Source organism: Scytonema sp. UIC 10036 (genome assembly GCF_009725235.1).
The window spans coordinates 13416-38975 of the sequence record NZ_WJFC01000096.1 but is presented as its reverse complement, the minus strand read 5'-3'; the positions used below and the strand labels follow the sequence as shown (position 1 = coordinate 38975).

The 25560-nt window shown below is 41.2% G+C and carries 19 protein-coding genes; 9 read left to right on the top strand and 10 right to left on the bottom strand.

Features of this window, described 5'->3' with window-relative positions; translation table 11 throughout:
- The first annotated feature begins 280 nt into the window (after positions 1 to 280).
- The 4 genes from F7734_RS34595 (at position 281) to F7734_RS34580 (ending at position 4863) form a co-directional block, all read left to right on the top strand.
- Positions 281 to 2563 carry an ATP-binding protein gene (locus tag F7734_RS34595; protein ID WP_243147244.1) on the top strand — a complete coding sequence of 761 codons (2283 nt, stop codon included), beginning with the start codon at positions 281 to 283 and terminating at the stop codon, positions 2561 to 2563.
- Positions 2564 to 2614: 51 nt separating this feature from the next.
- A complete protein-coding gene (locus F7734_RS34590; protein ID WP_155749043.1) occupies positions 2615 to 3208 on the top strand; it encodes a TetR/AcrR family transcriptional regulator in 594 nt (197 codons plus the stop codon).
- 73 nt (positions 3209 to 3281) lie between these two features.
- Positions 3282 to 4085 carry a 3-methyl-2-oxobutanoate hydroxymethyltransferase gene (gene panB, locus F7734_RS34585; RefSeq protein ID WP_243147243.1) on the top strand — a complete coding sequence of 268 codons (804 nt, stop codon included), beginning with the start codon at positions 3282 to 3284 and terminating at the stop codon, positions 4083 to 4085.
- A gap of 97 nt (positions 4086 to 4182) precedes the next feature.
- The gene (locus F7734_RS34580) at positions 4183 to 4863 is read left to right on the top strand and encodes a glutathione S-transferase family protein (protein ID WP_155749041.1); all 681 of its coding nucleotides are present in this window, start codon (positions 4183 to 4185) and stop codon (positions 4861 to 4863) included.
- Between the two features lie 120 nt (positions 4864 to 4983).
- Here the strand turns inward: F7734_RS34580 and F7734_RS34575 are convergent, their stop codons facing one another.
- Complete coding sequence (locus tag F7734_RS34575; protein ID WP_155749040.1) at positions 4984 to 5349, bottom strand: hypothetical protein; 366 nt, start codon at positions 5347 to 5349, stop codon at positions 4984 to 4986.
- Positions 5350 to 5357: 8 nt separating this feature from the next.
- A complete protein-coding gene (locus F7734_RS65595) occupies positions 5358 to 5483 on the bottom strand; it encodes a hypothetical protein (RefSeq protein WP_279239794.1) in 126 nt (41 codons plus the stop codon).
- Between the two features lie 219 nt (positions 5484 to 5702).
- Between F7734_RS65595 and trmFO the strand changes: the two genes are divergently transcribed.
- Positions 5703 to 7022: an FADH(2)-oxidizing methylenetetrahydrofolate--tRNA-(uracil(54)-C(5))-methyltransferase TrmFO gene (gene trmFO / locus F7734_RS34570; RefSeq protein ID WP_155749050.1), complete on the top strand. Its 1320-nt coding sequence runs from the start codon at positions 5703 to 5705 to the stop codon at positions 7020 to 7022.
- Between the two features lie 99 nt (positions 7023 to 7121).
- Positions 7122 to 8255, top strand: a complete 1134-nt coding sequence (locus tag F7734_RS34565) for a hypothetical protein (RefSeq protein WP_155749039.1) — start codon at positions 7122 to 7124, stop codon at positions 8253 to 8255.
- A 35-nt stretch (positions 8256 to 8290) separates the two neighbouring features.
- On the opposite strand, the gene F7734_RS34560 is transcribed toward F7734_RS34565, so the two are convergent.
- From F7734_RS34560 to F7734_RS34540, 5 genes are all read right to left on the bottom strand, one after another.
- Complete coding sequence (locus F7734_RS34560; protein WP_155749038.1) at positions 8291 to 8611, bottom strand: hypothetical protein; 321 nt, start codon at positions 8609 to 8611, stop codon at positions 8291 to 8293.
- A 129-nt stretch (positions 8612 to 8740) separates the two neighbouring features.
- Positions 8741 to 10333 (bottom strand): gamma-glutamyltransferase family protein, encoded by a 1593-nt coding sequence (locus tag F7734_RS34555; protein ID WP_155749037.1) that lies wholly within the window; start codon positions 10331 to 10333, stop codon positions 8741 to 8743.
- A gap of 483 nt (positions 10334 to 10816) precedes the next feature.
- Positions 10817 to 11980, bottom strand: a complete 1164-nt coding sequence (gene hemH / locus F7734_RS34550; RefSeq protein ID WP_155749049.1) for a ferrochelatase — start codon at positions 11978 to 11980, stop codon at positions 10817 to 10819.
- A 236-nt stretch (positions 11981 to 12216) separates the two neighbouring features.
- Positions 12217 to 14481, bottom strand: coding sequence for an NB-ARC domain-containing protein (locus tag F7734_RS34545; RefSeq protein ID WP_155749036.1), 2265 nt, complete (start codon positions 14479 to 14481; stop codon positions 12217 to 12219).
- Positions 14482 to 14708: 227 nt separating this feature from the next.
- On the bottom strand, positions 14709 to 15500 hold the full coding sequence (locus F7734_RS34540) for a YdcF family protein (RefSeq protein WP_155749035.1): 792 nt from the start codon (positions 15498 to 15500) through the stop codon (positions 14709 to 14711).
- A gap of 953 nt (positions 15501 to 16453) precedes the next feature.
- Here F7734_RS34540 and F7734_RS34535 point away from each other — a divergent pair.
- Both F7734_RS34535 and F7734_RS34530 read left to right on the top strand, forming a co-directional pair.
- Positions 16454 to 16891 carry a hypothetical protein gene (locus F7734_RS34535; protein WP_155749034.1) on the top strand — a complete coding sequence of 146 codons (438 nt, stop codon included), beginning with the start codon at positions 16454 to 16456 and terminating at the stop codon, positions 16889 to 16891.
- A 612-nt stretch (positions 16892 to 17503) separates the two neighbouring features.
- Positions 17504 to 17953 carry a hypothetical protein gene (locus F7734_RS34530; protein ID WP_155749033.1) on the top strand — a complete coding sequence of 150 codons (450 nt, stop codon included), beginning with the start codon at positions 17504 to 17506 and terminating at the stop codon, positions 17951 to 17953.
- Positions 17954 to 18053: 100 nt separating this feature from the next.
- Here F7734_RS34530 and F7734_RS34525 read toward each other — a convergent pair whose 3' ends face one another.
- Complete coding sequence (locus F7734_RS34525; RefSeq protein WP_155749032.1) at positions 18054 to 18782, bottom strand: HAD family hydrolase; 729 nt, start codon at positions 18780 to 18782, stop codon at positions 18054 to 18056.
- A gap of 158 nt (positions 18783 to 18940) precedes the next feature.
- On the opposite strand from F7734_RS34525, the gene F7734_RS34520 reads away from it, so the two are divergent.
- The gene (locus F7734_RS34520) at positions 18941 to 23461 is read left to right on the top strand and encodes an AAA domain-containing protein (protein WP_155749031.1); all 4521 of its coding nucleotides are present in this window, start codon (positions 18941 to 18943) and stop codon (positions 23459 to 23461) included.
- 527 nt (positions 23462 to 23988) lie between these two features.
- Here the strand turns inward: F7734_RS34520 and F7734_RS34515 are convergent.
- Both F7734_RS34515 and F7734_RS34510 read right to left on the bottom strand, forming a co-directional pair.
- Positions 23989 to 25104 carry a HigA family addiction module antitoxin gene (locus tag F7734_RS34515; protein WP_155749030.1) on the bottom strand — a complete coding sequence of 372 codons (1116 nt, stop codon included), beginning with the start codon at positions 25102 to 25104 and terminating at the stop codon, positions 23989 to 23991.
- Entirely contained in the window at positions 25097 to 25432 is a 336-nt protein-coding gene (locus F7734_RS34510; protein WP_155749029.1) for a type II toxin-antitoxin system RelE/ParE family toxin, read from the bottom strand. The genes F7734_RS34515 and F7734_RS34510 overlap by 8 nt, the downstream gene beginning before the upstream one ends.
- Between the last annotated feature and the right edge of the window lie 128 nt (positions 25433 to 25560).

Genomic DNA, 25560 nt, shown 5'->3' with positions numbered 1-25560 from the left:
CTCGTTAATAACTATTGGTGAAAACGCTCTTTCTACCCTATCCTAGATGAGCAATTTCTGACAACAAACCAACCTCAGCGCCTCGTAGGGCATACTACACACCATTTATTATGATTGGAAATTGGCTTTGACTTACTGACTAGTATAAGGTTTTAAGTAGTTATGCTGACTACCTGCACCAAAAACCTGTCTTGTCGTTGCTCGACAGCTTGGATCTTGCCAACCTTGGGCATATTCTTTGATATTTGGGAACTCTAAACATTAACAGGTTGGGTTACGGATGATGGCAAGGTTTAAAAGTAAATTGCTCAAAGAGCTATTCTGCCGCTCGCTGACTCGTGACATACTCCTCAGTATGGCGCTGAGAATTTTAGCTGTCACGATTGTCTCGGCTGGCATCAGCTACTTCCATTTGATGTCAACACTGGAATCCCAAACCCGCGAACAACTACAAAAGTATGTTTTGGAACGAGGTAAGAGAGAAGAAAGCCTGTTTACACTTGCAGAAGATAATCATAAAATACTGAAACAAGCATTATTGAAACGATTGGAGCAGTTGGGAAATCAAGACCCACGCGAGGGATTTAACCAGTTATTCTACTTATGGTCTGATGGTACATGGCGTAACTTTCTGGAGAACCAGCCTGTCAAACAGTTCGATAGCGAGCAGTATCCCTCAGTCTTTATAGGAAAACAAGTCCCGAACACGGCGGATATTCGTCGCCGGATGCTAGTCTTTTATGAATTAACGAAAAGTTACGGACCTGCCTGGAAGAATCGTTTTGTCGATACCTATATTATGGGACCCGAAAACTTTGTCGCTAATTACTGGCCGACTGTGCCTTGGGGAATAGAGGCACAGGCGGATTTATTCATGCCCAAAGAGGAGTATTTTTACGTTTCTGACAAAAAACACAATCCAGCTAGAGAAACCGTATGGACAGGTCTTTATTTTGATACTGTGCCAAAACTTTGGATGGTTTCTGTCGAAACACCAGTGGACGATCGCCTTGGCAATCATATTGCCACCATCGGGCATGACATCATTCTTAATGAGTTGATGGAACGCACTGTCAACGACCATTTACATGGAACGTATAACCTGATTTTTCGCAGCGATGGGCGTTTGATTGTTCATCCCGATTATATGCCTCAGATTCAGAAAAAGCTGGGACAGTTCAACATCCTGGAGTCAGGTGATGCAAATTTGCTGCGGGTTTATCATGCCGTCAAAACCTCGCGATCGCAAACGCTGGTGATTGATAATTCCAAGGACAATGAATATCTGGCTGTCACCAGACTGAATGGCCCAGATTGGTATTTTGTGACCGTTTACCCTAAATCGCTGTTATCAGAAATTGCAGCTAATAACGCCCGTTTTGTTCTCAATGTCGGATTAATTGCCTTGCTACTGGAAATCCTGCTGTTGTTTTCTGTCCTGTACAAGCAAGTTACAATTCCCTTAAATAAATTACTTATTGCTACCGACCGGGTTTCAGACGGGAATTTTGATATCGATCTCAATACTAAGCTACCTAACGAATTGGGTCACTTGGCAACTTCTTTTACCAGCATGGCCAATCAACTGCATGAGTCTTTTCTGCTATTGGAGAAAAACAATGAAGAACTGGAAGTTCGAGTTCAACATCGCACAGCCGAATTATCTCAGGTTCTTAAGGATTTGCAACAAACTCAGTCTCAATTAATTCAAACTGAAAAAATGTCAAGTTTGGGACAGCTGGTTGCAGGTATTGCTCACGAAATTAATAATCCAGTCAACTTTATCTACGGCAATCTGACTCATGTTAACAGCTACACTCTAGATTTGCTGCAATTAATCAACCTTTACCAACAACAATACCCCTGTTCGACAACAACAATTCAAACTGCAGTGGAAGAAATTGACCTCGAATTTCTCAAACAAGACTTTCCCAAACTGCTGAGTTCCATGAAAGTAGGAACAGAACGCATCCAGAGAATCGTGCAATCTCTACGCAACTTCTCGCGTTTGGATGAAGCTGAGTTTAAAGCAGTAGATCTGCATGAAGGCATCGAAAGTACCCTGCTTATCCTGCAAAACCGCCTCAAGGCACAACCAAACTTTTCTGAAATCGAAGTCATTAAAAATTACGGTCAGTTACCTCTGGTTGAGTGTTACCCTGGTCAACTGAATCAGGTTTTCATGAATCTTTTGTCAAATGCGATCGATGCCTTAGAAGCGTCTGCTTTTAACCAACAACTTTTTATCGATCGCAACTTACAACAAAAAATCAATCCCACAATTTGTATTGTTACACAAGTCTTGGCAGACAATGCCATCTCAATTCATATTAGTGATAACGGTTCGGGGATGGATGAAACAGTGCAGGCGAAGTTATTTGACCCCTTCTTTACCACAAAACCAGTCGGGAAAGGAACTGGCTTGGGCTTATCCATTAGTTATCAAATTGTGGTGGGTAATCACAGGGGCAAGCTGTACTGTCATTCTACACTCAAGCAGGGAACTGAGTTTGTCATCGAAATTCCAATTCATCAGGTTGGTCATAACCATTGCTTGACTTAGAATAACTTATCGGTTTAAATAAAAAAAGACCAAGTGGTCGGAAATACTAAAATGTCTAAAGGCGAAGAAACTAAAGAAAAAATTCTCCAACAAGCAGCTGAACTGTTTAATCAACACGGTTATGCTGGTGCATCTATTGCGGATATTATGCGTGTCACGGGATTGCAGAAAGGAGGGATATATAATCATTTTCAAAGCAAAGACGATCTCGCATTACAAGCATTTGATTTTGCGATCGCCCAAATTAAACAGCGTTACAGAACTATATTGCGTAGCAAGTATCATGCTGTAGATAGATTGCAAGCGATCGTAGATGTCTTTCGCAGCAATATAGATAACCCAATTATCAAGGGAGGGTGTCCCATACTGAACACAGCAATTGAGAGCGACGACACCCATCCTGCTTTGCGAGAACGTGCCAAACAAGCAATGGACTCTTGGCGGGAAATGGTCTCTCAAATTATCCAAAAGGGTATCGAAAGGGGTGAAATTCGCCCTACGGTTAACATTGATGAAATAGCTACCATCATGATTTCTTCACTCGAAGGTGCTGTTATGATGAGCAAGCTATACGGAGATCTGATTTATCTAGAAAGAGTCACTCAGCATTTAAACGAGTATATCAAGAGCCACGTGCAGATCTAAAGCAATTAAAATGTATTAAGATTTACTCTTCTTGGAAAACCGACCAACTGGTCGGAAAATGGTCAAGTCTCTCATGAAAAAAGACTCATCTTACTTGCTGGCGAAAAAGCGGAATCATCAAAAAATTGTAGCCCTGACAGCGTATGATTATCCCACAGCGCTGTTGGAAGATAGGGCTGGGGTTGATGTCATTTTTGTTGGTGACAGCGTAGGCACAAATATACTCGGATATGATAGCGAACAAGAAGTTACGGTAGATGATATTGCCCATCATCTGAAAGCTGTTCGCAGAGGAGTATCCCAAGCGTATATTCTTGGCGATCTGCCCTATAATTCCTACGAAACCCCCGAACAAGCACTCTATAATGCCAAAAAACTTTTAGCACATGGAGCAGATATTGTTAAATTAGAAGGTGTTCGAGAAGAAGTTATCAAGCATCTCATTAAACATGATATAAAAGTATGCGGTCATCTTGGTTTGATGCCACAAACACAGCAGCAGAAAAGGGTACAAGGAAAAAGTTTTGAACAAGCAAATGTAATTATTGAAGGTGCGATCGCACTGGAAAAACTTGGTATATCAATGCTTGTTTTGGAACTGATTCCTGAAGAACTCGGTCAGATCGTAACTGAAAAACTCAGTATCCCTACCATTGGAATTGGTTCGGGTAGGTTTACTGATGGCCAAGTTCTTATCGTGAACGACATATTAGGAATAACACCTCGCAAGCTAAAACTGGCAAAAAAATATCAGGATTATCAAACTTTGACTGCCCAAGCAATACAAAAGTATAAGGAAGATGTTGAACAAAATTTATTTCCTTCAGAAGAAAATATTTGGCACATGGCAGAGGAAGAGTTAAAACATCTTCGCTAATTTCAAATCTACAAGTTAATAAAACGAGATATATTCGTATATCAAATAACAGACCAAGCGGTCTGATAAAAAACGTAACATTTAGGAGGAATGTTCCATGCTCCAGTTCTACTACAATCCCCGTTCACCAATGGCTCGTCGTGTGTGGGTAACCTTACTAGAAAAAGAAATTCCTTTTGAGCCTATTTTGCTAAACTTAAATGGCGACCAAATGCAACCAGAGTTTTTAGCAATTAACCCTTTTCATCACGTTCCCGTCATCATTGATGATGGGTTTCGAGTCATAGAATCTTTAGCAATTATGGATTATTTAGAAGCTAAATATCCAACCCCGGCAATGTTGCCAAAAGAAGCCCAAGCATTGGCTACAGTCAGAGCAGTACAAATGGTAACCAATAATGAGCTTTTGCCTCAGATAATCACAATGATGTACGAAGACGCAAGCTCACCCAAATTTATTCAGGCGAAGGAACACGTAAATAAAGTTTTCAAATTTTTGACAGAAATCTTAGGAGAAAATTCTTATTTTGGGAGCGATCGCTTGACTTTAGGAGATATCGTTGTCGGAGGAGCCATATCTTTATTTGTCAAGTCAGGTATAAGTCTTAAACATTATCCCAAGTTGAATGACTGGTTTGAGCGCTTAATGCAACGAGAAGCATGGAGACAAACAGAATTAAGCCAGGAGGAGTTTGAACAATTTAAACGGGTTCTCAAAATATTACGCGCTCGCAAGTTAAGCCAAGCTAGCTCCAAGGTTGTTACTTCTGTTGTATAAGTTGCCTTTTTTCTCAGTATATGCCGAACTTTGGGTCAGACAGGTGTTCTTTTTCAGAATCATTTTATAGCATTTGTAGGGGCGTGAGGCATTGCGCCCTATTTTGTTGTCATTCTGAGGTCATTCGTTGAAGTACATTGCCTGACAATGATTAATTTGAAAAGCATCTGTTTCATGCAGGTAAAATAAAATCATTGCTTGCCCACTATCTTTGAAGTAAAAGTGAAAACCATCACTTTCAATATTATCCATAACGTATGAAAGAGTTAATGTGTCAGCCCAATCATCATTAACCTCAATAGTCCAGATATAATGTTTACCGTTAATTCTGTATTTAAGCCACGCTTCCCGCTCTTCAATATCTACAAAATCTTTGAGACCGTTGATTAAATTTGGTTTATTTGCAAGCGAGCATAGTTTCTTAACTATCCTGACATAATCACCTGTTTGGCAAATGCACTCAGTGTCAAATGTCCAGCCGAGCATAGATAAAATTAAATGAAAAGGTTTTTTTCATAATCCTCCCGGTCAAATGAGTACAAAAGGTCATCAATCGTAACTCCTTCATTCAGCGTTAAACCAAGTTCGGCAAGTTTTTCGAGTTGTTGTTCGAGGGTCATAAGTTGCTTAAATATTAAGTAAAACTTTTAATAAGTGTCTCAATTGACACACTACACAAGCATAAGTTGAGTCAATCTAGTACCCAAGATGCTACGACCGTTACCTAAGTTTACCAACTATATTTGATGTAGGTGTGATAAATAAATTTCCGCCAATTGTGCCATGTATACTTGGTATAGGTGTGATAAATTTCCGCCAATTGTTGTCGTTTAATGAGTATGGAAAAACAACCGATTCAAGTGATTGGAGGTGGACTAGCCGGGACAGAAGCAGCATGGCAAATAGCCCAAGCTGGGATACCTGTCATTCTGTGGGAAATGCGTCCAAAACACATGAGTGGTGCTCATCACACGGAACATTTAGCAGAATTGGTATGTAGCAATTCATTTGGGGCAATGGCGAGCGATCGCGCTGCAGGTCTGTTGCATGAAGAGCTGCGCCGACTTGGTTCTATCGTGATATCAAAAGCTGATGAACACGCAGTCCCTGCAGGCGGAGCGCTTGCTGTAGATAGGGGACAATTTAGCTTTGATTTAACAGAAACCCTCGCTCGCCATCCTTTGATTGAACTGCGTCGGGAAGAATTGCGTGCTATCCCGGAAGGAATTGTAGTTTTAGCAACAGGTCCTTTAACCAGCCCCAACTTAGCAGAAGATTTGCGCCGCTTCACTGGGATGGAATACCTCAGCTTTTTTGATGCTGCGAGCCCGATTATTGTGGGAGAATCGATTAACCGCGATATTGCTTTTCTTGCCTCTCGTTATGACAAGGGTGAAGCTGCATATCTCAACTGTCCGATGAATAAAGAGCAGTACTTGCGGTTTTGGCAAGAACTTTGTGCAGCCGAACAAGTGGAATTAAAAGATTTTGAAAGGGAAACAGCAAAGTTTTTTGAAGGTTGTTTGCCTATCGAAGAATTGGCAAGACGGGGAGAAGATACCATGCGCTATGGTCCCTTGAAACCTGTGGGATTGTCGGACAGTCGCACTGGAGAACGTCCCTATGCTGTGGTACAGTTGCGGCAAGAAGACAAAGCCGGACAACTTTGGAATATGGTAGGATTCCAAACTAATTTACGTTGGGGCGAGCAAAAGCGTGTTTTTCGGTTGATTCCAAGTTTGGAAGATGCAGAGTTTGTAAGGCTGGGAGTGATGCATCGCAACACTTTTATTAATGCTCCTCAGTTGATGCTTCCTAATTTACAATTTAAACAGCGCCCGACTTTGTTTGCTGCGGGACAGCTGATTGGAACTGAAGGTTACACAGCAGCAGCAGCGGGCGGCTGGTTGGCGGGAACCAATGCAGCACGCGTTGCTTTGGGTAAAGAACCTTTAACTTTACCCAACACAACAATGATGGGGTCGCTGTTTGAATTTATTAGTTCGGCTTCACCCAAGCATTTCCAGCCAATGCCACCTAACTTTGGTATATTGCCAGATTTGGGAGAGAAAATAAAAAATAAACAGGAGCGTTACGGGCGTTATCGCGATCGCGCCTTAGGCGATCTGCAAAAATGTCTAGTTGGTCATTTGTCATAGAGCAGTCGCAAATTCTAACTTTAGGGGGTAGGTCGTTCGTGAGATGCCAGGGATGATGAGTATTCATGTGAAGCCTCCAGATTTCCCTGGATTCAACCTATGTGGCGCAGCACCTTGGCTCAGTTCTGCCTTACCAAAGCAGCCCTTGTCATCGCCTTCTTAACCCCTCCACCTGCGATGGCAGCTTCTATGTATTCTGTCACTGACCTCGGTACCCTCCCTGGCTACCAAAGCAGCAGCGCTTCTGATATCAATCATAAAGGTCAAGTGGTTGGTAGGGCATTTACCAATGCTTTCAATCCGTTCCGCGCCTTTATCTGGGAAAACGGTACGATGACCGACCTCGGTACACTTCCCGATTACGCAGCCAGCAGCGAAGCCCGTAGCCTGAACGATTTAGGGCAAGTCGTTGGTGTTTCATATGACGCGCTACCCAGTCGGCGTGGGTGGAATGTTCGTGCTTTCCTCTGGAGTGCAAACAACGGTATGATTGACCTTGGAACTCTTGGGGGTCAATCAAGTTTAGCCAACGGCATTAATGATTTAGGGCAGGTCGTTGGTTCTGCCAACACGAGTAACGGACAGGGACGTGCCTTTCGCACATCTCCCAACAGCCCAATTAATCCAGCAACCGATGACCTTGGCACCCTCAGCGATCGCAACGGTTTCAGTGGTGCTACAGATATTAACAACCAAGGTCAGGTACTGGGTTATATAAGTGTAGGTCAGGGTATTACCTTTTTATGGGAAAATAACACAATAATTGAGCTTAATATTGGCGGTGCTTCAGCAATTAACAACCGAGGTCAGATAGCCGGGTCGCCTTTACCTGGAGTCAGCAGTGCAGGTGTCATTTGGACTGAGGGAGCGATAACTGACCTCGGCACGCTTGGTGGTAGTGGTGGAGCTAATGATATTAATGAATTAGGTCAAGTGGTTGGTGGAGTAAGTACTCCCAGGGGGTTCCACGCTTATCTTTGGGAAAACGGTGTTCTCTATGACCTTAATGATTTAATACCCGCAGATTCTGGTTGGGAGCTAACAACGGCAACAGCTATTAATAATAACGGGCAGATTGTAGGTAGCGGTACAATCAACGGTCAAGAAAGTTCCTACCTGCTCGTGCCTGTTTCTCAAACAACACCCGTTCCCGAACCAAATTACGCATTCGAGATACTGATGCTTGCTACTTGTGGTGCATTTAGTCTGTTAAAACGGAAAGATTTATTGTAATTCGTAATTACGAATTACGAATTACGAATTACGAATTATTTTGATGCTTTCTTTTGGTCTTGGATTGTCTCCTCTTTAGTCGTGGCAATTCCATGAATGCCTATCGCTGCGATCGCTGCACCGATAAATCCCCAACTTCCATTAGATAGTGCGTTTATGCGGTGAACTATATTGCGATGATAGGCAAGATCCAACTGTCTTTCATTGTTTCTTTCTTCCCTAACCAACCTTTCTACATACCTTTCGGTTCTTTGCATGGCTATATAATCAAGGTTGAAGGAGTAAAGCGATGAACCTGATACCAACACACCTGGAATCACCAGAGTAATTAAGAGAATTGCTCTGCCTAAGCTCATAAAACCTCATCAGGCGACATTTCTGACTCAATGCTGACATGAGTGGCTTTTTGTGATAGTATCTGGCGAACAAATTGGAAATGATGGGTTTGTGAGATGCTGTTTAATTTGGAAGTCCCTTAATATGTGTCAATACGCTAATGCTAACCCATCAGAACGAGATTCAGAAGCAGCAACTAACACTCCATTATGTCTTAAAATCATTTGACCTTTACCAAACATGGTTTCCGGAGCAATTTCCGCATCATGACCTCGCTTTCTTAAGCCTGCAACAATTTCAGAAGTGACGCCCCTTTCCAAGAGAATCTTATTTCCTGCTAAAAATCGCCATCTAGGTGCATCTAAAGCAGCTTGAGGATTCATTTGATAGTCAGATAAATTAACCACCATTTGTAAATGCCCTTGCGGTTGCATTGGCGCACCCATAACCCCGAAAGGACCTAAGGGTTGATTGTCTTTAGTTAGAAAACCAGGTATTATGGTATGAAATGGACGCTTTCCTGGTGCTATTTGATTGGGATGTCCCTCTTCTAAATTAAATCCTGATGCTCGACATTGTAAAGAAATTCCGGTTTCAGGAATGAGAATACCGCTACCAAATCCTTCATAATTAGATTGAATAAACGATACCATTAAGTCTGGGTCGGCAGTACATAAATAAACAGTCCCTCCTTGAGGTATTCCTGTATTGACAAGAGAAAGTGCTGTGTCTTCGATTAAGGATTGACGCTGTTTAGCATAATTTTTATCCAGGAACTGATGAACAGAGACTTTCATAAAATCTGGGTCGCAGACATGAGAATAAACATCAGCAAAAGCAAGTTTCATCGCTTCAATTTGATAGTGAAAACTTTCAACTGAATCACGAGAATAACTTTCCAGTTTCAAATCTTCTAAAATATTGAGTGCAATTAATGCAGCAATTCCTTGACAATTGGGAGGAATTTCCCACACTTGTAATTGTTTGTATTGAGTTGATATTAGGTCAATCCAAATTGGTTGGTGATTGGCTAAATCATCTTTCGTTAAACATCCTCCTGTATCAGCAGAAAAATTAGCGATCGCTGCTGCTAATTTTCCTCGATAAAAACTTTCTCCTCCAGTGTTAGCAATTTCTCTTAACGTTTCTGCGAACCATGAGCTTCCCCAGATTTCTCCTGTTCTAGGAGCACGATTATTAGGAAAAAATACTTGTTTCAACGGTTGTGACTCTGGGGAAATTAAAGGCAGATAAATTTGTTCTTGACTTTGCCAAGCTTGTGCGGTTATGGGAGATACAGGGAATCCTTTTTCTGCATAACGAATTGCTGGATTAAATAACTGTTCAAACGGTAATTTCCCCCACCGTTTCCATAATTGATACCAAGCAGAAACCGCTCCAGGAACAGTTACCGATAACCATCCCACTCGAGAGATTTCGTTGATTTCTAAGTAGGATTTTAAATCAAGATTTTGAGGACTTTTTCCTGAAGCATTAAGACCATGTAATTTCCCATCCCAAACAATCGCAAAAGCATCTGAACCAATTCCATTTGATGTCGGTTCAACAACAGTTAAAGCAATTGCAGTAGCAACCGCAGCATCAACTGCATTTCCTCCGGCTAAAAATATTTCTATTCCGGCTAGGGTTGCTAAATGTTGACTGGTAGCAACCGCATATTGTTTGCCTAAAATAACTCGATGTTGGGAAGGATAAGGATAATGATTGAGATCGAACTGCATACTGAACGCCCTCTTTGAAATACTCTTTGGATTTCTTTACTAAAGAAAAACTATCACAACCACTATCAATACTGCTCGGATAAGGAAATTGTAGGTTGGGTTGAGCGAAGCGCGAAACCCAACAAATGCTGGTAAATGTTGGGTTTCGTTCCTCAACCCAACCTACGTGTTTTCGATTAGTTGTGATGCATGCGAAGACAGCGCTACTACGAGCGTAAGAGTATGTTACTGATACGATTTTGGATTTTAGATTTTGGATTTTGGATTGAGAAAGTCTTGCTTAGGTTTAGTTTCACAAAACTATCTGTCTCATTCTGTTTTCCAATTAGTATACGCTTATCAAGATTTAGTTTTTTATCTGCTGTTATGAGTGCTTAACAAAATGCGATGACTAACAAACGCCCCAGGAATGGGGCGCTTTTTTATCATTGGTCATTGGTCATTGGTCATTAGTAAAGACAACGGACAAATGACAAATAACCACTACAACAACCCAACCATGTGTAACAGACCGTGACCTGTAATTAACTCAATAATTAACGCTATAAAGCCCAGCATAGCAATACGACCATTCCAAACTTCTGCACTGGTGGTCATTCCCCATTCCCAACGTTCTGGTGGGTAAATTCTCACCTTCTTCTTCATTTGGGCGGCTTGTGAAAGTTTAAAGCTGGGTGCTTTTAATGCATCCATCACTAAATCGGCTAGTGCTTTCACAAAAACGGGATGCGTGTTAAGCGCGGGTACGCGTCGGAAGTTGTGAATCCCTACTTCTTCTGCTAGCTCTCGATATTCGATATCAATTTCTTGCAGTGTTTCAATGTGTTCTGAAACAAAACTGATTGGTACAACGACTAAATCTTTTACGCCTTTTGCTCCTAGTTCCTGTATGGCGTCTTCCGTATAGGGTTGGAGCCATTCTACCGGACCTACGCGACTTTGGTAAGCCAAAATATGGGGATTTGGTCGGTTGAGGGTTTGCATAATCAGGCGCGTGCATTCTTCAATTTCTTGTTGATAGGGATCGCCTGCTTCTTCAACGTAGCTTTTGGGAACGCCGTGAGCGCTAAAAAAGATATGAACTTCATCAGGATTGGGCAGTTGATCTAGTTCTTGGGCTATCAGATCTGCCATGGCTTGAAGATAACCTGGTTGTTTGTACCAAGAGGGAATAACGGTGTAATCGATCTGTTGCAGCTTTGGATCTTCTTGCCAAAGTTTTTCTAGAAGTCGGAAACTCGAACCACTTGTACTAATGGAAAACTGGGGATACAGAGGTAGGATAACAAGATGTTCTACCTTGTCTTGAGTAATTTTGGCGATCGCTTCTTCCGTATATGGATGCCAGTAACGCATACCGACATATATATCTGCTTCTTGTCCTTGAGCGGACAATTGTTCTTTTAAGGCGTCCCCTTGCGCTTCAGTAATGCGCCTCAATGGTGAACCGCCTCCAATTTGCTTGTAGTTCTCTTGAGATTTTTGAGTGCGTCGTGAGGCAATGAACCAGGCTAAAGGTTTTTGCAACCAGGAGAATGGCAGGCGAATAATTTCTGGATCTGAAAACAGGTTATAAAGAAACGGTCCAACATCCTCTAATTTATCTGGACCACCAAGATTAAGAAGCAAGACGCCCACACGACCCATAGCAGTTACTATCCCCAATTTTTTCAGCTTTTTTACTAATGTTAACAATATATCTCGATTACATATTATGATATGAACGACAATAATGATGCCTGTGGCAAGAATTTTAAGAATTCCCTTACCTATTGCTCTCCTTCACAAGCCTTGGCTTGGAATGCATTGCTTTATGAGAGGGGGAGCCTCGCATACTGCGTTCCCAGGCGGCAGCCCAGGAACGAGAGATGCGGGAGTCATCTCTAATTACTGTTCAATGAGTTTTCAAGGGGTGTCACTGTTACAGCAGGAGAAGGCACTACTTCTACTGATGATGTTGTCGGTGCTACATCAGGTGTCAGTATCGGAGAGACAGTTGGTGTTGGTGTTGGTTCTTCTGTTGGAGGGTTAGATTCAACTGTTGGAGGGTTAGATTCAACTGCTGGTGACGGCGAAAATGTAGGTGTCGGTTCTTCTGTTGGCGTTGGGGTTGGACTTGGTTCTGGTTGTTGGGTTGCTGAAACTTCTGGCTCAGGTACGAATGTTGGTCTTGGTGCAGGTGGTATCTCAATTTGTGGTTTCTGTCGTTTGATCGATGCTGGTTTTTCCTGGTCAAAGGTTGGTGTTAGTGGCGGATTTATTATGGGTTTATGTTCGGGAAAGGTTAATTGCCTGTTAGTTCTGGGTACTGAATCGATAGTTTGTGGTAAAGGAGTTTTCGTGGTCCTGGGTTGAGATTTGGGTGTATCTGATGGAGTCTTTGTTGTTGTCGGTTCAGTATTTTGCGGAACTTTGGGTGTAAAACGATGCCAATTCGACCAAGTGAAAAATCCTACTGAAGCTAAAACTCCTACCGTAACTAACCGAGTTGGCGAAAGCAAAGAAGTCTTTGGGTATAAAAATTTATTTGAGTTGGAAGAATTGTCGGAAACAAGATTCAGTCGCGTAACTAAATGCTGTGAGGGTAATTGCAGCTTGGTTTGGTCACTGGTTTGTACTTCATCTTGCAAATTTCTATGTTGGGTTTCCTCTGGAGATGATGGGAATGTAAAGTTTTTTAGCAAATTTAAATTGTGGGAAGTGGCTGTCACTCCTGTCGTATCACCTAACAATTCCCGTAATTGTACTGCTTTTGTTAAATACTTTTTAGCCGTACTATTTTCTTCCAAACAAAGAGCACGAATTCCTAATTGGTGCAAAGCCCAAGCCTCATCGGCGCGAGATTGTTCGGCTTGAGATGCTTGTAGTCCCCTTTGCAGTACTTGCTCCCACAAGCCCCATCGCCTACTTAAAGCTAGTGAACTTTCTATTGCCCTCACCAAGCGTAGTATATCTTTCCACCGACTGTTTCTTACAGCCACTTTTAAAATCTGTACAGTTGCATCAATTTCTTCTAACAAATAATTAGGTTGCTTCTGATATTTTTCTGCGAACTTAACAAAATATACTATGGCATTTTCTAATGTTGCTGTTAACCTCCACTCTAGCGGTAAAACTTCGACTATTGCCTGAGTTATTTTGTATCTCGAATTCTGCAACTGTACTAGATTTCTACGCTGGAGTGTTTCTAGTAGTTGCTCGGCATTATGGATTTGCGCGATCGCTAAAACTTGCTCTTTCTTCAGCCCAATTTTTCCCATCACTAGCAATAATTCTAGAATGGTCTTGTGTGGTTTTGATAGTGATGCGACAATTTGCTGAATTAAATAAGGAACAGGCTCGGTGGATGGCAGTTGGCTCACTATTTCAGCTAGGGATTGCCCTTCCTCTGCTATATTTGCAACTGCCACCTGTATATGTACGGGATGTCCGTTTAGGAGAGTACAAAGTGATTTTGCTGCCGGAAGTTCTTCCCTTGTTAGAGAACGCCCCAGTTCTTTTTCTACTAAAGAAATAGAATCAACAACTGACAGAGTAGAAAGGGGTAGAGAACGCCCTTTTTTCGGGAAACGTTTTCTTGATGAAGCTATAAGGAAAGTCAGCTTGCTCTTAAAATTTATTAACTCCTCTAATTCTGCTTGTATGAGTTCATCATCGTCATCTAAAACTATTAGAGCTTGTTTGTCCTGAATTTGCTCTTTAATTTCGTGATGAGTTGGTTTGTAAGCAATATGGCTTTGATAATATGCTTCCCAAATAGATTGTAGCAAATCGCTTACATATATGTGAGTAAGAGATAAGTGAATCACACCATCCGGAAAAAGAGACATAGATTGTATATCATGTGCTAAGCAACTCAAAAGAGCCGTTTTACCAAAACCAGCAGAACCGTACAATTCTACTGATTGACCAACTCCGAGGGCTGCGATCGCTTCTGTTACCAATTCTTGACAACCCAAGAGGTTATCGACAGAACCTTTTTGTACCAATACTGGTGTGGGACGCGAGAGCTTTCTGGGTCGTTCTTCATCGGTTGCTATATTTGCTATAGCACCGTGGCTCGAACCAATCTTGATAACGTAATTGCCAACAGCTAGTTGACCAATCGTTTCCCCCTGAAAGTTTGCTATGATACTTTTTTGAGGCATAAGGTTTTCTTCCAGCTTTATTTAAGCTCTTTTCCCTATTTACGCGAAAATGCTGCCGTCACCCATACGAGTTTTACAAATTTTTCGTAATTTGCCAAGCCGTAAGTATCTATACTTACTATAAAAATTTTCACGAACAAAACCAACGCGCCAACATCCAAAGTTACAGGGCGAGCATCTTTGCCCACCCTAAGAGATGAAACGAGGAATTTTTCAAATTTTACTGATTACAAATTCCCCAGAGTTTGTAGATTTTTGACCTTTGCAACTGGCGGAGCAATCTCTTTAGCAGCTTCATTTTGAGGTAAAAACCGCCCTTGCAAGCCGTAGCTAACTAAGCCCACATACTCGGAAAACAAAAGTACTGCTGTTTTAGTGGAAGATAACCCACTTGGTACGGGGCTAGTATGTGGAGTGACTTCAAAGCCCATACTCTGAAAAGTAAGTAGCGATCGCAACATATGAGGGGGATCGGTGACCAACAAAATTTTCGTGACTCCTCGTGCTTGTAACTCTGATGCGGTGAGGAGCGCGTTTTCTCTAGTCGTTTCAGAACAATGCTCTTCGCTTAATACGGAATTGGGAATACCTTTTTCTTTAAGTTGCTGGACGATTTCAGAACCATCACCTGCACCGCTAGCAAAAATCAAAGGTGCGCGACGAGCTTTCCAAAGTTCAGCAGCAACTTCCACTCGCGACTTTCTAAAAGGTTTCCCCCGCCCCAGTACAACAATTGCATCTGCAGTCGTACCAGAATCAGGGGGAATAAAAGCAACTAATCCTTGTTTTGCAACTGCGATCGTCAGTGGAAAAGTAGCGCTTAAGTATATAACCAGTAGCAAAACTCCCACAGTACTGAAGATACGTTTCCAGCGCAGCCGGGGAAAGATCCAAGGCAATAAAACGAGAAACAAGAGTGGCAATACAATGACAACAGGCTTTGTCAGCCATTGGGAAAGCGTTGCCTTCAGATTGAGCCACTGACTTACAGAGGCATCGCACATAGCTAAGTTGAACATGCAGTTAACCCATTAGACTGTCAATACACTCTTAACTTTTTGTTATGTTAGCGAAAACTTAAGTTTTGATGCGTTATTTACAAGCAACTCTAGATTTTAAAACTTCACACCACCTCGTTCCCAGCCTAAGGGTGGGAATGCAGTTTGCTCGGCTCCGCCGAGCGATACAGGAGGCTCCGCCTCCGGTAAGGCATTCTGTGGTAGAACCACCGGAACGCATTGCCTACCTAGCCCTGTCAAGGCGACGCATAAAATTTTGATTTAGAGGTAACAAAGAACTGGAACTTTCTATTCCCCGTTCATTTTTTTTGTAAAACGATAATTCGCTGAAATGAAGCTTTCAGGATAATTAGATTACGTCCTGAAAACCGAATCGTCAAGATTTCCCTAAATCCTTACTTTTCCCACTTATTAATTAAAGACTTGATGAACTTACTTTTTTGTCCTACTTCATAAAGTATAAGTATTATGGGTTGCAACACTGGTTAGGTTTTGCTAAAAAAATAAAAATGTGTAGGTTGGATTGAGGAACGAAACCCAACATTTTATCAGCTTTGTTGGGTTTCACTATCGTTTAACCCAACCTACTAATATTCTTATCGGAGCAGTATTGTTATGAGTTGTATGTTTTGTTTGTTCTCAGTTGACATAGAAAGCAATTATGGTTATAACAGTGAATGAAAATTAACCTAATTCCAGAGGATAAAGATGAAAAAGGCTAGAGAGATTAGCAGAAATACGCGAAGGAAACCATATGTAGCCCTGCTTTTCAAACATAAATAGCTTTTTCAGTCATTATTCTAGCTTGCTTTTACTGAGATTTTTCCATTCAAGTTATATGAGAAAGTTGAGATAACTTTCTAGCTTTCCACTTTCACTTTTGTCATTCCTTACTTTCTAGTAAGTAGAAAATCGATAAAAATTAGTTAGTTTGCTATTTAAGGAGAATTGAAATGGGACTTTGTGATGGTTTGTCAAACCCAAATAAAAAGGAGCGGGTTGTCGCTGACTGTACACAGTTGTTAGATGAACAAGTCGCCTCAATGGGAGGTATTTCTGGGCTGGCTTTGAAAGCTGGCTACGCTGCTGTTAAAGGAATTGCGCCCAGCTATTGCACAGATGCTATTGAAAGGCTCCTACCTCAATCTCTGACAGCACTCGATCCTATTTGGAATGAGGGAGTACAAACAGGAGATCCAGTCGCACACTTAGTTCAAAATCGCTCTCGTACCGCAGACGCGTTGCTCAGCGTTACAGATGAAAGAATCGAAAAAAGCAACAACACAACTGTGAGAGGTGTATATAGCAAACTCCGCAACTCAGCTAAGAAGCACGTGGAGGAAGCAGTACCGGGATTAGCTAAGGTAATTGATAACTACACTAAGAACTAAGTACTGCTTTTTATAAATTTATAGCATTGGATGACTCGCTCTCAATACTTGTCGGTTAAGTCTAAAAATAGGAAAACACGTAGGTTGGGTTGAGGAACGAAACCCAACATTGACTCTAACTCTACATCCTCACTCTCTAACGAACCAACAGGAAGTTAAAGTGGGGATTTTTTTGTACCCAAGAGATTACTCTCATCCCCAACCCTTCTCCTCAGCAATGCCGAAAAATCTCTACATCTGATGTAGAGTCCTCCACACAGGTGCAAGGTTTTTATAAGTCAAAATATTTAATAACAAATCATTTATAAAGTAAATCTTAAATCGCCAGATATATTGTGCAGATCTCCTTAATGTTTACTTTATAAAGTATCTCTAAAGATTGGAACTGCAATGGTTTTAAGAGATTGACGACAGCGATCGCAATTTATGAATCTTCACAAAATCTTCATTTTTTCTCCCTACATTATAAGTAGATAAATACGGCAAACTAGTAGCAAATATACTTAATTGAACTTTTATTGTAGAAAATTTAACTGTGCGAAAATTTTAGCTATCGCATCTTAGTAGAGCCGTAACAAAACCACTTTTAAATCTATCACTGAAGGAAAAAATATGTTTACCACAGGCGCAGGAGATCTTTTCCACACCGTACAATCAGACATCCAAACAGAGGCTGCTAATATTGCTGCTTTGGCTTTTCCAAAAACTCTGTTTCAGATCTTCTCGCAACCAATCGGAAGAGATTGTGCCGCTTTGGTATTTCCAAAAACTCAATTTGAGTTGTTATGTCCAAAAATTGGAAGTGAGAATTTATCGCTGACTTTTAAAGGTAAGCATTTCTCTGAGAACTTTAGAGTGATGTTTTTTCCAAAAATCAATACTTTGATTTTATCTGGGTACTATTCACATGGAACGGCTCACTTAATTTATATTCCGGGAAGTAATTACAATTGGTTAAATGGCATGGGCTATAAAATTACTTCACCTGATGGCATTGGTGAGAAGTTTGAGTTATTGGCTACTCAGTTTTACCCGTTTTTATTAGAATTTTTTCTAGGATAAGTTATACTGAGTTCGGCTTAGAAACTCCTTTTTGATGGAACCGCGAAGTCGCTAAGAGCACGAAGGGAAGAAAAAGAAGATAAGGGGGGTGAAAAGTCGCTCATACAACTAAAATTTGCTCAAGTCGATTTATCACCACATCTGCACCTCTGACATTTTCCGATTTCCCAATCCACGTAATGCCAATGCAACCTGCGGCTTTAGCATTACGTGCCATTTGCATATCACCTACAGAATCTCCTACCATAAGTGTGGCTCTGGGTTCGACTCCTAAAGCTTGACACGCCTGCACAAATAAAATGGGATCTGGTTTACTTGGTCCTTCATCAACTCCCATTTCCACTTGGATGAAATCGCTTAATTGATGGTATTGTACAAAACTATGGACTTCATGAGTTGTTGCTGCTGAAAGAATACCAAGTTTCAATCCTGCTTGGGATAAAGACTGAAGTACTTCCAAAGTCCCTGCAAACAGAGGTGAAGGTGTTTGGCTAACGTACTTTTCGGCTTCATCCAAAGCTTTACGCGCTATTGCCAATGACTCAAACCATCCACGCCCAGTTTCTGCAATGTAAGCCGCAGCCGCAGTTTCTGTTTCGCGACGACTGGCTACCGCCATTAAACCTGCTGGATCTAAGGTATCTCCACTGACACCAAATGCCATTAACAATGGTTCTCCAATACCGGGTACTTGTGCGTCTATTATCCTTGCTCCTTTCTGTGCAAGGGCGCGTAAATAAGCATCTGAATCTTCTAGAGTCCCGTTTTTGTCAAACAGAATCGCTTGGATATTGGAAAAGGTGGTGTTTTTGCATTGTATTGTTACCAAAGTGAATCCCCCAGCGATCGCATGACTATGATTATTTTATTACTGCCATCCTGAAAAGTGTCCAGATCCCCGACAACTTATGCGAAGTCGGGGATCTAACTTTTCACGAATGATTTAGGATTGCTATATGGAAGTAAGAATTATGAAAGATAGGAACGATGCCATCATTTCAAGCTGAACCAGAGAATTTTCTTGAATTGCTGCAAATTGTCCGTGATGGTGCGGAAATCAGCTTGAAATCTGGGGAATATAAGGGACCTTTCACTATCGAAAAATCGCTGACTATTCGCGGTACAGGTGCGGAGACGGTGATTTTTGCAGTTGATGAGCCAGCATTGGTTGTGAGAGTTCCTGGGGTGCGGTTGGAAAATTTAGCGATCGCCCGAACTGTTGGCGGCGACAAGGGAGAGATAGTTCTTTGGGCAACACAAGAAACAGCCCCCATTTGTCAATCGATCGGATTAACAGGGATAGCTCCTCATGCGATCTGGGAAAATGCTAATTGGGATATTCCCTCTGTTTTGGATTTTGGAGAAGTCGAAAGCGATCGCCAAGTTGAACGTTCTTGGACAGTACAATTAGGAACAGCATGTAAAATTTCATCGGATGTCACTTGGTTGAGAGTGCAAGATTCTCACTTGTCTCCTGGTGTGCGGGATTTGCACTTAATACTGGATTCGCAAGGCGTTCCTACTGGGACAATTCTCTCAGCTTCTGTGTCTATTGAAGCTGTAGATGGTAACCGGAGTGTTCGGATTTCTGCTTTTATTAGAGCAAATCAGCCAACCAAGGTAAAAGCTCTATATACAAGGAACAACAATTCAGAAGACGCTGTTCGGGAACAGTTCGTACCAACAACAAAACAGTTACAAGTTTGGAATACATTTTTAGAGATAGAAGAACGTATAGCTCAATCCCGCCAATTTTGTGTACCTTTTCACAATCATAACTATGGTGGAGATACCAGACGGGTAACTTTTACAATTGATGCGGAAGCAGCAACTCTTGATGGTGCTTCTGCAAATAAGTTGGATGAAAATGACTTTTGGCAACGCGCTAAAAAAGCACGTAATGAAGAAGTGATGTTGTTTGACTCTTCTCCTCAATATAGCAACAAACGAGACGGAGAAAAGTTGGGGATAATCGCAGATGTTGACTTTGAAGAAAGTAAAATCCGTATTCGGTTAGATTCCGATCTTGTGGAACGTTTAAATCGGGGACGCTACAATCTCCCTCGTAAAGGATTTTTGTATTTTGAAGCTGCGGGTGACATACACCAAATCAATCAAAAGAAAAAGGCTTTAGATAACTTGCGACAAGGGCGATCGCAAAATCTTTTGTTAGGTAATTTCTTCTTCGATGTTACCAAAGCCAAACGTCCATCAAAAATTATTAAACTACAACATCAAGACTTATTAAAGCGAGATGCCAATCCCGATCAAATAGCTGCAGTTGAAGCCGTACTTTCTGCCCCCGATATAGTTTTGATTCAAGGTCCCCCCGGTACGGGTAAAACTACAGTTATTGCCGAAATTTGCTATCAAGTTGCCTTGCGCGGAGGAAAGACACTTATCACCTCTCAAGCTAATTTAGCAGTAGATAATGCCCTCAGTCGCTTAGTTCACAACCCTGTTATCCGTGCTTTGCGGAAGGGAAAAGCCGAAAAAGTGCAGGAAGAGGGACAGCCTTTTTTAGAAGATAATGTAATTGGAACATGGCTGCAAAATACGGCTGATGACTGTGAAAAAAATATCTCAAAACGTCAAGAAAATGTACAAATTTTTCAGAAATTTTTGATAGATTCATCAAGATTTGCGACATATTTTAAAATTGAAGAAGAATTTCAGGAAACACAAAAACAATTACAAGCAGAAAAGACAGCCTTAGAGGAAAATATTCAAAAAACCGAAACAATTTATAAACAATGCTCAGACATCATAACTGAAGTTCAATCTTTCAAAACAAGGTTAGGCAATCTCCTCCAAACTGCACCTAATATCGATTGGGATAGCCCAGAAGTAGTGAATTTTTTGCCACTGCTGAAACCCTATACCAATAGAAACAAATCCGTTGAAAGCTTTGTTGCTAATGTACGCACAGCCTTAACTAAAGTAGCTGAATTAGGTTTGACTCGTCCAGCCCGTGGTGCTTTTGGATTGGCAGTTTGGTTGCAAGAAACTGTTGCAACAGCGATCGCGGAATTTGAGGAAGTTGCCAGTGATGCTCGAAATGCAGCACAATGTATGTTAGAAGTCTCTGAGTCAGTGCAAGGTTTTCAGAAGAATTCTGAGGCTTTTCAACAGTTACAAAGGGATTACCAGCAAAGTTTGACAAAGCTGCAGAATATCGAGATAAAAATTAAAAATTTAACAAGTCGAAAAAGTGAATTAGAATTTGTCGTCAATGCAGTCAAAGAATGGAAATCTACAGCAAATACTAGGTTGTATCAACTCCTAAAAAATTGCCGTCAAACCGGTGCGCTGTTGACTGATGAACTGATTCAGCTACCAGCCGGATTGTGGATGATTGCTCGAACCTTAAATTTACCTCTTGTTCCCCCAAATTATAAGGTTAATAAAATCGATCATCTTCCCAATTGGGTGCAGTTAAAAAACGCGTTGTCTTACGAGGTAGAAGGAGGTTTTGTCGATCGACGGGGTAAGCAGTACCGATTTAGCGAATTCTTTTACCAAAGCTTAAGTCAAACTCCCATGGTTCTGTCAGCAAATTATTACCAACAGTGGCAGGAACTCGCTAAGAAATATAAAAGCTATGCATATATTGCTTCCAATCAACGTCCTCATCTCATTGAAAATACACAGCATTTTCTCAATCAAATGCAACAGATGTATGGCTCGTCTTGGGAAGCAAAAAATATCGAGACGACTCTCAACTCTCTTGTTAAAGAACTTTTAGAAAATATTCTTGTGAATGCTCGTAAGTGCGTTTTGTCAGTTAAAACAGAAACCGAACAACAACTGCAACATTGGCAACAAAAGTTAACGGAAATTCAGGAAAGCATAGCAGCCCAACAGCAAAAAATATCCGCCGCCCAACATCAGTTAGAAATCGCTCAACAAGAAGGAGATTTAAAACTCAACCAAGTCACAAATCTTTTGCAAAAATTAACCCATCACGAAAATCTACCAGAAAACTTGCGTATTCTTACAGAGAAGTATCTTATCAATCAATCATCTATTTGGGAAAATCCGAAACAGTTTTTAACACAAGTAGAATCTTGGGAAACTTCTACGAAAGAGTTAAAGCTGTTGATTGCTGGATTAGATCCTTTTGCTGTTCTCCAAATTATCAAAACTTGTTTGGATGAGCATCAAACTAAGTTAGAAGCAAGATGTGAAACCGCAAAACTTCAGATAGAAGAATTGCAAAGAGAACTGAATGAGTTAGATCGGGAAGCCCAATCGCAAATCCCAGAAGATTTAATTCACGAACGCCAGTGGTGGGAGAACGCATGGCAAAGTTTACCCAAGGAATACAAACCCGATGTTCCATCTACAAGTTTGTTTACTTTAAAATTTTTACGTCAAGTCAAAGCACAATTTCTCTCATGGCAAAGAGAATTAGACAAAGAAGAAAGTTACCTCAAACGCTATCAAACTTTTGTGCAAGATTGGATAGGCAAACTTCGCAATCCCTCTCCTCAAGATCGCAATGAATTAAAGCAGATTTATATAAATAATGCTAATGTGATTGGTATCACTTGCGTTCAAGCAGCAAGAGGAGATTTTTCTAAAGAATTTCCCAGTTTTGATGTTGTCATTGTTGATGAGGTTAGTAAATGTACGCCTCCAGAATTATTAATTCCGGCTTTAAAAGGCGAAAAAATAGTTTTGGTGGGCGATCACCGTCAGTTACCACCTTTGCTTCATGAAGAGACGATAGAAGATATCGCAGAAGAACTGAAGATGACAAAAGATGAACTCAGTTTTGTTAAAGAATCTCTGTTCAAAGTGCAGTTTGAAGCTGCTCATCCAAGTATCAAGCAAATGCTGACAATTCAGTATCGCATGCATCCGCAAATTATGGGTGCTATCAATCAGTTTTACCAGCATCGATTAACTTGCGGTATCCCAGAACCGGATACGAAACGCGCTCATTATTTAGGAGGTTCAATTATTCAAGAAAATCATCATATTCTGTGGGTGAAAACACCAGTTGAACAGGCTTTTGCAGAACAAAGAGAGGGAACGTCTCGGTTTAATGTACGAGAAGTTGATATTATTGAAAAGCTGTGCGAGCAAATGGAGAAAGCATGGTTTTTAAAGGTTGCTGAAGGTGAACCTCAAAAAGAAGTGGGAATTATTACTTTCTACAGCGCTCAGTTGAGAGCGATTAAAGATAGAATTGAAACTAATAAATTTCCGTCTTTAAATATCCGTACTGGTACTGTTGATATTTTTCAAGGTATGGAAAGACCTGTTATTATTGTCAGTACAGTTTGTAATAATAACAGAAAAGATATTGGATTTGCTAAGGAACCCGAACGGGTTAATGTTGCTTTTTCTCGCGCACAGGAATTGCTTGTGATTGTTGGGTGTCACGATTTATTTACTCAGAAAGTCGGTCAGGTGGGAAATATGTATCAGGAAGTTTCTAAGGTGGTGCGTCGTTATGGAGGGTTTGTTGATGTTTCGGATATTTTGTCTTTGAAAGCATAGGTTTTTGTAACTCGGTTGAATTATGACGTTTAAGAGTTTGGGAACCGCAGATGAACGCTGATGTACGCGGATGAATTTGTATCTTGTTACACAAGGATAAAGAGGAATATTATTCTTTGGTTTTTCGCACTCCCGCTAAAATTTAGATTTATTGCTTCTTGTGCGTGTTGCTTTAGCATATCTTTACTTAGGGCTTGCTGAAGAAAAGTAAAAGCCAGACCAGATCAGCGTTTTCAGCTTTTTTTCTCCAACCTAGTGCAAGATAATAACATTTCGAGGTTGAAAACCCTTGCACGTTTGTCGAAAATCCTTGGGCAAATTTGAAAACGAGCACGATGAACTGACTATTTTTCAAGCTGTGCAGCTTCTAAATTTGCTTTGTAGACTTTTTCAGCAAACCCTACTTAGCATCCGCTTGGACGACCAAAGAAACTTGATGTTGGGATGAGCACAAAAGTAAAACATACACATTACAAAAGGGAACAGGGAACAGAGATTTAAGAGTTCCCTGTTCCCTCTGAAGACAATTAGTTTTCCAGCTCATCTAATACCCACTCAAAACGCTGTTTCAAATCATTGCAATAACTGGGGGGTAAAACTTCATCGTGTTGCAATCTCCCAACTACAATTCCCGGTGCAATGCCGATTTCAGCAGCAAACTGTTCAATACCTGCTTTACTAAGTTGTTGATTGGATGCCAGAAATTGCTTCAACTCCGCAGGGGGGATGAGTAAGTCTTCAGCAAATTTGTTTGCTTCGAGCTCCTTATCTCGATCCTCAACAGATGCAATGCCTTGTCCTTCAAGGAAGAAATCGCGCTTACCGTGCAGCAAAATATGACCAGCCTCGTGGAAGAAGGCAAACCATAAATGGTCATTAGTTTTGTAACGCAGGCTGAGTTGAATCAACGCCTTGTCAGGATTCAACCAATGAGTTGCTCCACTAGTTCGTGTTTTGGGAAGTTGTGGCACAAAAACGACTGCTACGCCTGCTTGAGCACACAACTGCACCACTTTCGGTTGGAAAATCTGTGGTGGTTCCACAGTCAGAGCGCGGATTTGTTGCAACACCTCCCTAAACTTGTTGGCATCATAAGTAGCACAAGGAATCTTAGCTGCTTCAATTTCTCCCCGGCGCAGCCAAGCGGCAACTTCACCAAAGTCACTTTGGAATGCTTGCGATTTACGAAAGTATATATGAGTATTGCACCATATTCCCTGCCATTGTTCAGGGGAGACGACGGCGAAAAAATTCAGTACCTCGCGCAGTTGCTCAACTTTGTCTTGATAGCACTGAATCCACCCAGATTTAATCATGGCTTTAACGGGGATCTGGTCGAGCCACGCGACTTGCTTTTCTAAGCGCTCTTGTTCTTCAGCTCGAGCTTGTGCTTCTCGATATCGTCGTTCGCGGTTGTTCCAGAAGCTGGCTGGAATTCCTAAAACCCGCTCAAATTGCAATGCTGTTTCTGGGGTAATTGCTGCTTTCCCATTAATGATTTCGTTAATCGTTTTTTTAGGTCTACCTGTTCGTTCCGCCAGTTCTGCTTGGGACATACCACGTTCTTCAAGGACTTCTTGAAGAGTTTCTCCTGGAGCAGAAACATAGTTTGGCGTGTACTGATTTTGAATTTTTTTACTCATGTGTATCCTCCACGCCGAGTATTCTTACGGCAGTTACTTCAGTCCAGTCGATGCCACCATCTGGTTTAGTAGGAATTGGTTCATTCGCAGGCTCGAATATCAGCCGATAGGGATGATCTAAATCCAACGATAGCTGACCTGCGCGGTCATGAAGCAATTCGTGACAACGTCCTGGAAGATTTCTCATGTCCTCAAGTACATTGGCATCGTATAAATCATCAAGCCGTCGCCGAATGCGTTTTGCTCTATCTGTACCGTGGTTTTTTTCGAGAAGCCTTTGGTCATTGAACTCTTTTTCAAGTTTTTTGTTTTTAAACAGTATATCCATATTACCATAGCTTCTAAAAATGCGTTAACCCCAAAGGTTAACATATTTTTAGAACAACTCTTTAAAATAAAAGTGGAAACATTGGAAACATAATGGAAACATGGCAAAATCTTCTTGACCCATGAGTG